The sequence below is a fragment of the Stieleria tagensis genome (genome assembly GCF_024129865.1).
GTDB classification, from domain to species: domain Bacteria; phylum Planctomycetota; class Planctomycetia; order Pirellulales; family Pirellulaceae; genus Stieleria; species Stieleria tagensis.
The window spans coordinates 1-14,666 of sequence record NZ_JAMYFE010000030.1 but is presented as its reverse complement, the minus strand read 5'-3'; the positions used below and the strand labels follow the sequence as shown (position 1 = coordinate 14,666).

Here is a 14,666-nt window from a genome sequence, read left to right as displayed (position 1 = left end):
GAACAACGCAATGATGGCACTGGCGAAAATGAATTGTATGGGTCTGAAACGCATCTATTGTTTGCTCCTGTTCTTTCTATTCTTCTTTGTCGTTGGATCGTCCGCACCGGGCAGTCTGCCAATCGGTCGACTGTTGGCTTCGAGTTCCCTGACCGCTTCGTTCATTCTGTGTCGCAGGTCCGCGACGATTTCGGGGTGATCGGCTGAGACGTCTCGGGTCTCGCCGGGATCGGCCTGGAGGTTAAAAAGCGATCCCGCCCGAGCTGACGGACGCTTTCCCTCTCGACCGCTCTTCCCACCCGGCTTTAGATCTCGAACAAGCAGCTTCCACTGCCCGTGACGAATCACCGAACCAGGCACGATGAATGATTCGTGGATTGGCTGTTCAACCTTCTCGCTCTTCATGTAAGGCAGGATGTTTCGACCGTCGATGACACGGTCGCCCGGCGAGTCGACTCCGGCAATCGCGCAAAACGTCGGCAGCAAGTCGATGATTCCAGTGATCTGACTGTTCGTCGAACCGGGTTTGATCGTGCCCGGCCAACGCATGATGCACGGCACGCGAATGCCGCCCTCAAAGTCGGTCCATTTGCCGTCGCGAAACGGGCCGGCGTCTCCGCCGTTAATGCCGAGCACTGGCCCGTTGTCCGACGCGAAGATGAACAGCGTGTTCTCAGCGATGCCCTGCTCGTCGAGAGCTTTCATAAGCTGACCGACCTGCCAGTCGATTTCGCGAATCACATCACCGTAAGTACCTCGCCGAGAAGTTCCCTTGAAACGTTTGTTGGGAATCCATGGCGTGTGCGGCAACGGAGATGCGTAGTAGAGAAAGAACGGGCGTTCTTTGTTCTCTTTGATAAAGCCAATCGCTGCATCGAGCAGTTTCGGCGAATGTTGTCCATCGGTTTTGCGCTTGATCGATTCGACGCGTTCAAGGTTCCGATAGATCCCCGAGCCCTGATCGAGATCGATCATGAAACCGTAAAAGAAGTCGAAGCCGTGGCGAGAGGGATTGAATGCGTCCCATTCGCCCAGATGCCACTTGCCGACGATTCCTGTGGTGTAGCCTGCAGTTTTCAGTAGCTCTGGCGTCGTCACTTCGCCTGCGTGAATTCCAATGCGATCTCTGTTGTAAATCACCTTGGTGCAGCCCGCACGATGCGCGTGCGAGCCGGTCATCAGCGCCAGTCGAGTGGGCGAGCAACGCTGGTGCACATAGAAGTCAGTGAACTTCATGCCCTGCTGACACAGTCGGTCGATGTTGGGTGTCTCAAGTGAATCCGAACCGAAACAACCGAGGTCGCCGTAACCCTGGTCGTCAGTCAGAAAGACAACGATATTCGACCGATCGGGACTCGCGGCACAAGCAATGGGGACCAGGACCAAGGCAATAAACGGCAGGGAAAAAGCACGCACTAAATTCATTTTTCATCCATCATACGGACTAGCAACAGTGTTTGGTCGAGTATATCTGCAGCCTTGCGGCGCCTGGCAATTGGCCACAGATGAACACGAATTAACACAGATATCAAAACTCGTTGTGTAGTGGCTTCGACACTGAAAACTCACTGCCAATGACTTCTCCGTCACCGCATTCAATTCGTCTTCATTCATCTTTGTTTATCCGTGTTCCTCTGTGGCTAATCTTGTTTGGTTGATTCAGCAACTGCAGCAGGCCGCGTGTTTTTGCGAAGCTCTATGTGAAATTCTTCCATCTGTTTTTTCATTCGCGCTGCGATCTCGGGGTGCTTGGCGATCAGGTTGTTCTGCTCGCCGATGTCATCGCTCAGGTTGTAAAGCGTCTCGACGCTGACCTTTTTCGACTGGCTTTCCGCGGCGGGTTGTTTCTTCGACTTCTTCACCTTCGGTGCCTTATCGGTGGCCATTCGGTACTTCCAATCGCCGACGCGGATTCCATCAACGCTTCGTCCTCGCAGGTAGTAGATGGCTTCGTGAGGTGACTTCGCATCTGGCATTCCAGCGAGCAGCGGCCCAATGTCTTTTCCGTCAATCACGCGGTCGTCAGGAACTTCGCCCCCCGCAAGCTTGGTCAGCGTCGGAAGCAAGTCCATACCGGTGATGGCTTCGTTGGATTCAATCCCCGCGGGAATTGTTCCCGGCCAGCGAGCGACGAACGGGACCCGAACGCCGCCTTCCAGGGTCGAGCCTTTGCCGCCTTTCAGCACGCCGGCGCTGCCGCCTTTGCCGGTGTTGGGACCGTTGTCCGACGTGAAGATGACCAGCGTGTTCCTATCGAGTCTGAGTTCCTTCAGGGACCGCAGAATCTCGCCGGTGCTCCAGTCGAGTTCCTGAATGGTGTCGCCATAGATGCCTCGCCCGCTGCTGCCCACGAACTTCTCGGAGGCATGCAGCGGGATGTGCGGCATGTTGTGCGCCAGGTACACAAAGAACGGTTTGTCTTTGTTTTCCGTGATGAAGCGAATGGTCTCGCGAGTGTACCGCTGAGTGAACTGCGTCTGGTCCGCAGGGACTTCGATGACGATGTTGTCGCAAACCAGCGGACATGCCGCTGTCTCCCGCTTGAGGATTCCGTCGCGAGTGTAACCTTCGCGAAACACACAGTCGGCTGCGTACTTCTTAATCGTCGGGTAATAGAACTGGCTGTTGGATGACGGCGTTCCGTACCAGTAGTCAAACCCGTGGTTCAACGGCTGGAACATGTCCTCGTTGCCGAGATGCCATTTACCAATGATGGCCGTCGCATAACCCTGACCTTTCAACAGTTCCGGTAACGTGATTTCGTCAGGGTTCAGCCCATGATTGTTTCGCGGAAACATCACACCGCCAATACCTACCCGAGTCGAATGGCTGCCGGTCATCAGCGACGCGCGAGTCGGAGAGCAAACGGACGACACATAGAAACTGCTGAACTTCGCTCCCTCAGTCGCCATGCGGTCAATGTTTGGCGTGGAAATATCGTCGGCTCCGTAGCATGACAGATCTCCATAACCGAGATCATCCGCTAGGATGACGATAACATTTGGTCTCGTTTCGTCTGCCATGGCCTCGCCGAGGGAAAAGGAAACCACGCAGAGCACTGACAGGCAAGCGATGAACGCTGCTTGGATGACTGACCGAATACGCTTATTCATAGGAACTCTTTTGCTGTGCATTTTAGCGTCCCTTCTTCGACTGCTTTTGCTTTAGTACGGGATCGGTGTAGGGCAAGTACTTTGGATGAGGAACGTAGTTGCCTTTGCCCTTGTCCCAGCGGAAAGTTTCGCCTTCGACGACCAGATCGCGACGCGAGTTGAGCCTGGGTTCCGGATCAGCAAACTCGGCTGGTGCTGAATCCCGCAGCCTTGTGATGACGCTTGCGTACTGCGGATCAGAAGCGAGATTGTTCCACTCGTGCGGATCCTCTTTGACGTTGTACAGCTCCTGGTTCTTTTCGTCGTAATGAATGAAACGCCAGTCGCGATTCATCAGCGTGTATTCGCCTGGGGTGATGTACGGAAGGTAGACGGTGCGGTCGTTTGCTTCGGCGGGGTTTTTCAGCGTCGACGCCAGCGAAACGCCTTCGAGTTTCTGACGCGGTGCAGGAAGGTTGCATCGTTCAACCAGCGTAGGGTAGATGTCGATCAGGCTGACGGTCACGTCGGTGCGTTCCCCTTTGGCAATGCCAGGGCCTGCCCACACGAACGGCACGTTGGACGTTCTTTCCCACAGTGTGTGTTTGCCCCACTGGCCTTTTTCGCCCACGTGATAACCGTGATCGCTCCACAGCACGACGATCGTGTTGTCGGCATAGGGGCTTGATTCGAGTGCATTCAGAATCCGCCCGACCATCGCGTCGGCGTAGCTGGTGCAGGCGAGGTATCCGTGCAGAGCATCCTTCCAGGCTCCCATTGCGACGAGCTTGTCGTAGTGCACTTTCTTGCGATTCTGGCGTTGCTTACGAATCTTGTCAGGTAAATCTGCCAAGTCATCTTCTCTGAACGCCGGAGTCTCGATGGCGTCTCGATCATACAGATCAAAATATTTTTGAGGACAGTAATTGGGGTAGTGAGGAGCATAGAAACCGCAGGCCAGGAAGAATGGCTTGTCGTGTTTTCGACTCAGTTGCTCGACGGCCCAGTTGGCTCGGATCGTGTCGGCCATTTCCTCTTCCCGGTCTTTCGGAACTGCCCCCCATTCCAGGAACAGTCCGCCCGTGATTTCTTTGCCTTTGTTGTAGACGCTGGCGGGAAATGGCTGTGGCACGGGTGTGTCGCTGCTCCACGATTCTAGCGCCCAACCGCCTTCACGCTGAAACTGATTACGAAGGAAGTACTCTGTCCACCCACGTTGGTCGATCGCGCCGGCTGGATGATGAAACAGCTTGCCAGCGCCCAGCGTGGTATAACCCGCTTTGGCGAAACTCGTTTGCAGCGACTCAATCTCCGGATGATGCACAAAGTAATTCGGAGTCTCGTAGCATCCGGTTGTCGAAGCGTACTGGCCGGAAAAGATCGCCGCGCGACTGGGCGCACAGAAGACTCCGGCGGTGTGACCATTCGTAAAGCACACTCCACGCGCGGCCAGGCGATCGATGTTGGGTGTGATCGCATTCGGACGCGAATCGAGACATCCAACAAAGTCGTTCATGTCGTCGACCGCCAGGAAGACGACATTCGGCGGGGACTGTTCAGACTGAGCGACAACAGTGTTGTGAATTGCCGCGGAGAGGAGCAGACCGAAAATGAGAGGCGATGCGAAGGGGTTATTCATGGGGTGTCGCAATTGAGTTTCCTGGTGTTGGTTGCTGGTTGGCAGAACCGGTTCTTCAATATTTACGATGGCCTTCCAAGGCGGTCGGTTTTGCAAGTCGACGGGCTGGAACCCCATCGTACGGGGTGTCATTTAGTTTTGGTTGAACACGTTGCTGGTGACGACCAGTTCCACCAGGTCACGGAGTCCATTGCCTCTCTCTTCGAGTTCATCGACGATGGTCTCAACTGCCGGGCGTTCCTGAAAACCCACCTCGCGGCCGAGTGCATACGTCAACATCTTTTCGGTTAGGCACTTCGCGAATTGTGCCTTCTGCTTCAGAAGTAGTTGTTTTAGCTCGGCGATGTTATCGAATGATTCTCCACTCGGTAGCTTTCCAGTCGTGTCCACGATGCTGACCAGCGTTCCGGAATCATTGCTATATCGGTGACGAAACGAACCGATCGGATCGAAACTTTCCAGAGCAAAACCGATCGGATCGATTCTACGATGACACTCAGCACACGTGGCTACGTTGCGATGTTTGGCAAGCTGCTCGCGAATGGTCGTCGCTCCCCGAATGTCCGGTTCGAGCGGCTCGACATCCGGTGGAGGCGGCGGAGGCGGTGAGCCCACAATGTTCTCCAGCACCCAGATGCCGCGAGTGACGGGAGACGTCTCGACTCCATTCGACGTCGCCGTCAGCACACTTGCGTGACCGAGTAGCCCTCCGCGAAGTGATCCTTTCGGCAGTGTCACGCGACCGAACTCGTCCCCTTGAACGTTTGGCAATTCATAGTGTGCGGCCAGGTAACGATTGACGAAGGTAAAATCGGAATGGATGAAGTGTTCGATACTTAGGTTTTTGTGCAGGACTTCTGCAAAGAACAACTGAGTTTCGCGCCGCATCAGGGGCTCAAGCTGCCGATCGTAGTAGGCAGCAAATTTTTGCGTGTCCGGTGGCATCGACCCAAGTTCATGAAGGTGCAGCCAACTGTTCGTAAAGTTCTCGACCACGGCTTCCGCACGTGGGTCTTGCAGCATCCGGCGAGTTTGGGCGAGCAACGTTCTGGGCTGACTGAGCTTTCCGCTGGCAGCACTGCGAAGCAGTTCGTCGTCCGGCATGGAACTCCACAGAAAGTAAGACAGTCGCGTTGCAAGTCGGTAGTCTTCGTCTTCGCTTCGCGCCGAGTCGGGCGGAGTTTCCACGTAGAGAAAATTGGGCGAACACAAGATGGCTTTGCATGTGGTCGTGAAAGCGGCTTGCTCGGATTCTCCGCCATCAATTCGCGATTGATAAAAGCCTTCGAATCGAGCGACTTCTGATTCCAATGCCGGGCGACGAAACGCGCGATAGAGAAACTCTGCTAGCGATTGTGAACTTGGGTTCGCCAAGAGATCCGGCTTCGATGAATTGCGGCGTTCTGGTCCGGCAATCTCCATCTGATGGACTCGCATCCGAGGCCCTTTGTACGCGTCGGAGATCCAAACGTCGAGAATCTCAGACGGCTCCGTGGAGAAGACGTCGAGCCAATTGGTTGTTTTTGTTTCAGGATGAAACTTCTTCACCAGTCGCACCAGGGATGCCCTGAAGTTGATTGGCCCATTGGCGTAGCGAATGACCGGCACGAATCCCTTGTCCAGCCAGGTGCGGAACTCGTAGACGCGGGGCTGGTGATCGGCCAGCGGAACGGTTGCGACGATGCGATCGGATGCGTTCTGTCCTGCCCCGGGACGAGCCAAATTGGGATCCGTCGCAATGATCTGCATCTTGATCGGTTCTTCCCGATCGACATTCAGGGCATTACGAGGGTAGGGATGTTCACGATGAATGCCTTCGGCTTTGACACGGATGGTGTAGTATCCATCGGCAGGAGCACCACGAAATCGTTTTGCATGCAGCCTGGAAAGATCGGGATCACTGTGGGCGACATCAACGTATTTTCCGGTCGGGTTCACAACAAAATTCTGCTCCGGTCGAAACAGAAACCTGCGTCTGCTGAAATCTTCCGCTCGCAATGTTTCGTGGATTGGTGCAACGACTTGCCGAGATTGAATCGCCTTTTCAATACTTTCAGACGCTGCTTCCAAGTAACACTGCATCAAGTAGTCTGAGAGCACTAAACGTTCACCAACGTTGTCAAAGCCGTCGACTCGATCGTCCGCAGGAAATGCGGTCGTTGGATCGAACGAGTCCATGTTCACGCCCAGCAAATCGCGGATCGTGTTTCGATATTCGTGGCGGTTCATCCGCCGGAATCTTTGTTGGTTAGCGGTCGCAAGTGCCTCGCGTGCGAACTGTAGGTTTCGAGTTAAACCAGAGACGAATTCTGTCGTTTCCTCACTCGATGGTTGCGGTTCATCTTCAGGTGGCATCTCACCCCGATTCACGGCGTCGAGGACTTCCTGCCAAAGCTCGGCGGATTCGTGATCTCTGATTTCATCGTTGAGAAAATCAAATCGTCGGTCTGCGTTCTGTTCGTCTTTGCCGTGGCAGCGAATGCAGTGTGTCCGCAAGTAGTCGAGCGTCTTGGTTCCCGGTTCGTCTGCGTGCAGAACCGAGGAAGACACAAGCCATGCCGTGGTCATTGCAAACGCGAAGAACGCGAACCTCGAGCGATCGCACAAAAGGGTCAGCCAGTGCATTAGCCAAGCCCCTCCAGTGTTCCTGTCGAAGTTCCAAAACGATCGGACTCGACACCAAAGCGTTGCAACATCGAGAGATACAGATTGCACGCTGGCGTCTTCACGCCGCCATCTGCCGGATAGGCTTTGTGCTCACCATGTTGAAAACCACCGCCGGCCAGCAACAATGGTAGCTCGCGATTGGAATGAGAACTCGCGTTCCCAAGGCCACTTCCAAACAGCACCATCGTCCGATCAAGCAGTGACGCATCGTCGTCGGCTTGCGTTTCTTTCAGGCTGCCAAGAAACCGAGCGAGCTGGCCGGTATGGAATTGCTCGATGATCCCCAACTGGTTTAGCTTCGTTTCATCGCGACCGTGGTGGGAAAGATCGTGGTAGCCCTTGGTGACACCGCTCAGCCCCGAATCACCTTTCCATCCATGAATGGCCATGGAAATGACTCGAGTCGAATCCGTTTGTAGAGCCAACTTCATCAGGTCATAGAACAAGGCGACTTGCTCCGTGAAGCTGGTCGGCGGTGTCTTTGGCAGTTTGAAGTTTGTCTTTGCTTTGGGCTTATTCCACCACGCCGCCGACTGTTCCAATCGCTTTTCGACTTCGCGTATCGAAGTGAAGTACTCATCAAGTTTCGTCGAATCTCCGACGCTCACTCGCTTTTTCATAGCGGCCGCATCTTCGCCGACGACGTCCAGGATACTTCGGTTGACGGCGTACGTCCCGGCCTGCCGAGTGCGTTTGGATTTGGGCGTCTCCTCGAACAACGCGTCAAACACTGTTTGCAGTCGATCGATCGTTGGAATCTCAACGCCGTTCCGCGACCACGAAACACCGCCACCGCCTATTCCAAGTTGCAAAGATTGATAACGCGTCTGGGCACCGACATGCTCAGCCGCTTTCTGATCGATGGTGAGATTGCCTTCGGGATACTGCTTCGCCTGATTAGACCGAATGCCGGACAGAAACGTGTGTGTCGCTTGATGACCGCCCGAGATCCCCGGATGGTCCAAGCCCGAGAACACCGTGAATTCATTCTTCAATCCACCGAGCGGCGACAACAAACGTGGCAACTCGTAATCGCGACCGGTTCGCTTTGGAAAGAAGTCGATCGGATAGAGTCCGTATTCCAGGCCGATACAAACCATCCGCATCGGTGTTTCGCGAGTGCCATTATTGGTAGTGCTTTCGCTCGCATTCAACTGCCTGGAAGCTGCCAGCGATTCAAGAAACGGCAGCGCGATCACGGCTCCGGTCCCACGCAGCATGTTACGGCGGTTCAGTTTCTTACGTTGGTTCAAGGGCTTCATCTTTTTTGTTCCGTTTCCTGGGCGCTCTTGAGTGTTCGATCAAAGAACGGAACGGCTGAGCTCATCATCTGATCGAACCAGACTTGCTTCACAGTGAAGGGGTGCGGAGCGTCTTTGATGATGGTCAGCCCGTTTGGAATACCGAATTCGTCCATCTTCTTACGCAGGGACTCAGCACGAGTGCTGCGGTCATCCTTCTCGCCCGTGATCAGCCACACTGGTGGATCGTCCTTGTCGAGGTGGAAAAGCGGTGATGCCAATCGGTAAGCTTCGGGGACTTCGTCCTGGGAACCGCCCATGAACTGCTGCCAGATCTCTGCGCTCGCAGACTTCTGACGATTGCGTTCTGACATGAAATCCGTCTGACCACCCATTGGCACGACGGCCTGTATCGCACTGCTGAATTCGAAGTTCCCACCGTCACCTTCCAGTTCTGCTACGCCAGCGGAAGTCGCCAACAAAGCCGCCAGATGCCCGCCCGCTGAGTGACCTATGGCGCCGATGCGATCGGAGTCGATCCCGTACTGACTCGCGTTGGCGCGAAGAAAGCGAACCGCCGCTTTGCAGTCGTGGATGTGAGCCGGAAAGGTCGCCTCTTCGCTCAGCCGATAGTCGATGGATGCCGTCACGTAACCTTGGGCTGCAAGAGCTTGAGCAACCTTGCGATGATTGATTTTCGATCCTTTTCGCCAGCCACCACCGTGAATGCAGACGATCGCCGGCAATTCCTCAGACGCGTTCTTTGGACGGAATATGTCTAACTGCAAAGTTCGGTCACCGTATTTGGCAAACGTCACATCAAGGTGTTCGTCCAACTTGTCCAGCACGGCTTTCGGGATTACCGTCTTGCCTTCCATGCGAGATTGCTGGGCGCGGGGTTTCTGGGCACGAGGTTGCTGCGCCCGGGCAGTTGTCGCATACCCGATTGCCATGATGCAAAGAGCGACCCAAATCGCCGCGGGCAAACGTAGGCGTGTGGTGGGCAATGGTTTGCGGTGCCACAAATTGTTTAATGATTTCATCTTGATCTGGTGATCTCCTCTTGCGCCAGTCGGTACAGCGTTAAAACTTCTTCGTCGTCGAGTGCTTGGTCGAACAACGCCACTTCGTCAATTCGTCCATCCCACGCTTGTGTTGTGCTGGCGTTGGTTCCAAACCAGATTGGATCCGATTCGCTCGTGGCCAATTCCGCACAGGGCCTTGATCCAACAAGCTTTCCGTCTTCGTAGAAGTGCATGTTGTGACCATCAACCGTTAGAACCACATGTCGCCATTCGCGCAGTGGAAGAACGGATTTGCCTATAATTGTTGATTGACTCCCATCGCGACTCCTGACAGTGGCTTGCAGCCGCCCGTTTGCATCCAGCGACATATCAAAGTTACCGTGGTCATCGTGCATGTTGGTAACAGCGGTCGCGCCGGTATCATCCGATTCGCGGTAGACAAACAGAGTCACCGAGAATTGCCCGGTATTCAGTGCAGGTGGATTGTCCACGCGTCCTCCCCGTCCGACCGAATCCACGCCAACTCGTAGCGAACCGCCGACGAACACGCCTCGAGCGTGCGGCGGACGTTTGCCTTCTCCGGTTAAGACGACGCCGGAATATTTCGGGGGCTCCGAAGCCAACCCCTTGTCGCGGATCGGCATGCGGTAAAACGCGAGCGGCGACTTCTTCCTGATAGCGGGCGCGTATTTCCGAGCAGGCTCGTCAAAATCGCGAATGAAGCGATCGGTCGCGATGGAGATGTTTTCGGGATCAGGCGTTCCTTCCGTAATCCGGACAGCTTGAGACGCCTGCACATCAACGGACCTGGATGCATCGCGCCCGTTCGACGCGCCGGGATGTACCCGAACGAGCCCGTCAAACACATGAACCTCGCTCGCGCCGCCTTCCACATCGACGGAGAACTCGGTGCCAAAGTCAACGACTTCGGCTTCGGGAGTTTTCACTGTAAATCCGATTCCTTCGGGAGGGACCGTGGCCGACAGCCGTCCGCTGTGCAACACCACACGTGAATCGCTGACAGCGTCGAAGCGAGCCGGAGCTTCCAGGTAAACCATCACTCCGCCGCCGAACTGCAGATGCAACAACCCCTTTTGCAATTCGTACTCGCCGGTCGGTAGATTCGTGTCATCCCAACGCTCGTCACTCTTCGTTAGCAACCCGTTCACATCGCTGACGACATTGGCCGCAAGAGTGCCAGCCGTGCCCGGGGCGTCTTCTGCTGCAGGCCACATGAATGCGACGATCAGGCAAGCGGCAATCGCGACGCCGGTCAGCATCAAAGCTTGTCGCGAGTGGAAAATGGAGGGTGAAGTCGTCGTGCTGGTTTCGGGATCACGCCTCGCCTCCAACGCACTGTTCTGAATATCCCTGCGGCGCAACGAACGCCGTAAATCCGCATGCAACTCGGCTCGAAGCGCAAAGCGTTCCAGGTTGGCGGGAACATTGAGCCACTTCTGAAATTCTGCAGCCTCAACGGCGGTCGCCTGTCCCTGAAGAACGCGATCGATCAAATCATCGTTGATGTCCATCACGAATTCTCCATCGCAAGCCGACGTTCAATGCAAATGGCGAGCACCGTTCGAACACGAGATAACAAGACTCGCACTGAACCGCTGGTCGAACCGACCGCTCGTGCCGTCTCTTCGGCCGAAAGCTCGTCGACGTAACGCAAATCGAGCAGCTGCCGCGACTTGGCAGGAAGTTCATCCAAACACGCATCCAAAGCCTCACGCCTGTGACTCCGACCGTCAGCCTGCCGTGCGATGGTGTCAGCAAGTTGGCTGAGCAGTTCATCCGAAAAGATGATCCGAGCGCGATCCTGCGTCCGGTAGAAATCAATCACCCGCGATTTGGCGATCCAAAGCGTCCACGCCACGAACGATCGACTTGAGTCATATTCGTCGAACCGACGAGCCAGCTCTTGAGCGATCCGCTGGACGACATCTTCAGCATCATGAAATCCGGAAATTGACGCGAATACGTACGCCGAAACCGAAGGCTCGGCCTGCAGCCAGTAATGGGTGAATTCTTCGCGTTTCTGATTTTCGTCCATACGCACGGCCAAAGCTAAAACTACTGTTTGTTCACCGTATGCCGAACGCCAAACCAAATCGTTAACAGGAATCCAGAAATATTCTGATCCTAATTGAATTCACTCATAACAACGACCAGCTTCTCATCTCCTTGACTGACTCGGCGGTTGGAAAGCCGCGAATCCCGTAAGTTTACAGCCTATTGTGCTTTGGGCCGGTGTATTGGCAATTATCCGGTATCACCAAATCGACGCTTGGCGGATTCATCATCGGTCTCATTCAGTCGGTTTAGCACCTGGGTAACTCGGCCTCGGCTTACCCCCAGGGCAATCGCACGTCGATTTCGTTTTCGGTATCAGGATTGCAATGAGTCCGTTTCAGTCAAGTCATTTGTGGGAAATGGCTGATTTCTGAAACGGAGAATGTGTCAATGGAAGGTCCGGCTACACTGGTTTACAACAGTTTTGTAAAAGTTACAGACCCACGAGTTGATCGTGGAAGCAACCACGATTTGCTGGAAATGATTTTCATGGCCCTGACCGCATCAATCTGCGGAGCCGATGGCTGGGCCGACGTCGAACGGTTCTGCAAAGCCAAGGTTCGTTGGTTTCGTCGCTACATTGACCTGGAGCACGGTGTACCGAGCCATGACACCTTCGGAAGAGTCTTCAGTCGGCTCGATACTGGGGAGTTTCTCGCTTCGATGCACGACTGGGTGGATCAATTTGCAAGCTCGCTTCGTGGGCAAGGCGTCGCGATCGATGGGAAGACATTGCGAGGTTCATTCGACCGAGCCGCAGGGCAAAGTGCACTGCATGCGATCACCCTATTCGCGACGGAATCGAAGCTGGTCTTGAGGCAACTTTCAGTTGACGACAAATCCAACGAAATACCAACCGTTCCAATGATTCTGGAGTTGCTTGACCTTGCCGGTGCGGTGGTCACACTCGACGCGATGCATTGTCAAAGGGAAACAGCTGCTGCGATCATCAACGCTGAAGCTGACTACGTTCTCACAGTGAAGAAAAACCAAGGGAACCTTCACGACAAGCTGCTTGACCTGTTCAACCAATACGGGGAGCAAGACTACAAAGTGAAAGGGCTTCGCAAACACACGACGGTTGAGAAGTCGCATGGTCGCGATGAACGACGCGTCTGCTACTGCATCGACGTTCCGGATGATGAGGCGTTCTCAGGCTGGACGGGCATTCAATCTGTTGGCATGATCTATCGTCATCGAGAACATCGCAATCGGTCCGGCGAAATCAACGAGCATGACGAAACAGCGTTCTTTATCTCGAGCCTTCCGGCAAAGGTGAAAGCGATCAGCAAGCATCTCCGAGATCATTGGAGAATCGAGAACTCTCAGCACTACGTGTTGGATGTAACTTTTTCCGAGGACGCGAGCCGAATTCGCAAAGGAAGTGCTCCGGAAGTCTCTGGAGTGTTTCGCCGAATGGCACTCAATATTTTGCGACAGGACACTACGCTGAAAGACTCGATTCGCGGCAAACGACTCCGTGCAGGCTGGGACGAGACGGTGCTCGATAAGATTTACGCCGGTTTTCACGCTGTTTGAACGTGCGATTGCCCTGGGCTTACCCCGAGATGACGAGAAAGCTCAGCCCGTGTGCTGAGCTCGCCGGAATCAAGCAGCGACTGGTAGTAGAAGACCAACCGCATGCGATCGTGGCTGGGCGCTTCCGACTCCGATTCCGCTCGAATCTGGTCCGAAATTGAATTCCACTTGAACATTTCGATCTTGGGTAATCGTTGTAACCTCCTGGTACGAAAGGCCCCTAGCTCGACGAAACCCCGGTTCGGATTGAGACCGCCTCGGGGAGCTTTCTGGACGGCCAGTTCAAGGTTGAAAATTGACTCTTGCTGTCGAGTTAACGCGCGTCGGTGATATCGACCGACCGCAATTCCCGTGTCTTCTTCGAGCTGGCGGTTGGACAAACCTCGTGCATGAAGCGAGACCGCTAGGGTGAATCGGTGCCGACACCTCAGCAGATTACCGCGGACCAAACATAAACCGTCTGGTTCGGTGGATCCGAAGCAAACGGCGTGGTAACAAGCGGCCACTTTGTGAACAGAGAGCGCGATAGTTCGCAGAGAAAAAACCGCCCGGACGCAACTCATGCGAATCTGGGACGGCCGAGTCTGAAAGCGAGGTTTCGGGCAAATCACCGAAACTTGGAAAACGCCCCCCAACGCGGCGTTTATTGACCAGCCAGGAATGGCCGGTGGAAACTCTCAACCTGCGAACTGGCCGGTAGGGCCAATTCCGCAGATCGTGAAGAGTACACCCGGCAGGATTCGAACCTGCAACCCTCGGTTCCGAAGTCGTAAAGAGCGTTCCATTTGCGTTCCGGACGCTTCGAAAACCCCGTTTTTTACGGGGTTTTCTTTTGCACCTCTCTTCGACAACGCTTCAACCAGCCGCAGCTTTTGCTGATTAATGGGGGGATAAGTAGGGGGAAATCTCGAACCCCGAGACAAAGGTCTTTTGTCGGTCTCGTGCATCTAGCGCTCCGCACGCTGATCTGAAGTCCCCCCACTAATCCGATTTTAAGAACTGACAAACGACGTTTCGTCATGTTCTTTGATCTCGCCCGCACGGGTGCGATGCTCGCGATGACGATAGATCATGCCGATTGACTGAATCCCTTCCCACTCCTCGAAACATTCATCATCAGGAACCTTGATGCAACAGCAGACGCGGCGTTCGTTACGACCGTGTGAATTCTCAACGGCGGTCTAAGTGCGTAGTCCTTTCACCTTGTAGTCCTATTCGCCATATTCGGTGAATAGCTCGAGCAGTTTGGCGTAGAGTTTCTCCTGGTTCTTTTTCACTGTCAGCACGTAGTCCGCTTCGGCGTTGATGATCGCCCTGGCCGTTTCTTTCTGACAGTGCATCGCGTGAAGCGTGACCACCGCACCGGCCAGGGCAATCGCACGTCGAT

9 protein-coding genes are annotated in these 14,666 nt (G+C 54.7%); 1 reads left to right on the top strand and 8 read right to left on the bottom strand.

Features of this window, described 5'->3' with window-relative positions:
- Positions 1–54 precede the first annotated feature (54 nt).
- From NHH03_RS05745 to NHH03_RS05710, 8 genes are all read right to left on the bottom strand, one after another.
- The gene (locus NHH03_RS05745; RefSeq protein WP_253154801.1) at positions 55–1,425 is read right to left on the bottom strand and encodes a sulfatase-like hydrolase/transferase; all 1,371 of its coding nucleotides are present in this window, start codon (positions 1,423–1,425) and stop codon (positions 55–57) included.
- Positions 1,426–1,640: 215 nt separating this feature from the next.
- On the bottom strand, positions 1,641–3,023 hold the full coding sequence (locus NHH03_RS05740; protein WP_390895517.1) for a sulfatase family protein: 1,383 nt from the start codon (positions 3,021–3,023) through the stop codon (positions 1,641–1,643).
- 112 nt (positions 3,024–3,135) lie between these two features.
- A complete protein-coding gene (locus tag NHH03_RS05735; protein WP_253154799.1) occupies positions 3,136–4,731 on the bottom strand; it encodes a sulfatase in 1,596 nt (531 codons plus the stop codon).
- A gap of 132 nt (positions 4,732–4,863) precedes the next feature.
- Positions 4,864–7,281: a DUF1592 domain-containing protein gene (locus NHH03_RS05730; protein WP_253154798.1), complete on the bottom strand. Its 2,418-nt coding sequence runs from the start codon at positions 7,279–7,281 to the stop codon at positions 4,864–4,866.
- A gap of 74 nt (positions 7,282–7,355) precedes the next feature.
- Positions 7,356–8,660, bottom strand: a complete 1,305-nt coding sequence (locus NHH03_RS05725; RefSeq protein WP_253154797.1) for a DUF1552 domain-containing protein — start codon at positions 8,658–8,660, stop codon at positions 7,356–7,358.
- Positions 8,657–9,517 (bottom strand): alpha/beta hydrolase, encoded by an 861-nt coding sequence (locus tag NHH03_RS05720; RefSeq protein WP_253154796.1) that lies wholly within the window; start codon positions 9,515–9,517, stop codon positions 8,657–8,659. Before NHH03_RS05720 ends, NHH03_RS05725 begins: the two co-directional genes overlap by 4 nt.
- Before the next feature lie 161 nt (positions 9,518–9,678).
- Positions 9,679–11,196 carry a LamG-like jellyroll fold domain-containing protein gene (locus tag NHH03_RS05715; protein WP_253154795.1) on the bottom strand — a complete coding sequence of 506 codons (1,518 nt, stop codon included), beginning with the start codon at positions 11,194–11,196 and terminating at the stop codon, positions 9,679–9,681.
- The gene (locus tag NHH03_RS05710; protein ID WP_253154794.1) at positions 11,196–11,720 is read right to left on the bottom strand and encodes a sigma-70 family RNA polymerase sigma factor; all 525 of its coding nucleotides are present in this window, start codon (positions 11,718–11,720) and stop codon (positions 11,196–11,198) included. Before NHH03_RS05710 ends, NHH03_RS05715 begins: the two co-directional genes overlap by 1 nt.
- A gap of 410 nt (positions 11,721–12,130) precedes the next feature.
- Here NHH03_RS05710 and NHH03_RS05705 point away from each other — a divergent pair, with 410 nt between their 5' ends.
- The gene (locus NHH03_RS05705) at positions 12,131–13,279 is read left to right on the top strand and encodes an ISAs1 family transposase (RefSeq protein ID WP_261364106.1); all 1,149 of its coding nucleotides are present in this window, start codon (positions 12,131–12,133) and stop codon (positions 13,277–13,279) included.
- Positions 13,280–14,666 lie beyond the last annotated feature (1,387 nt).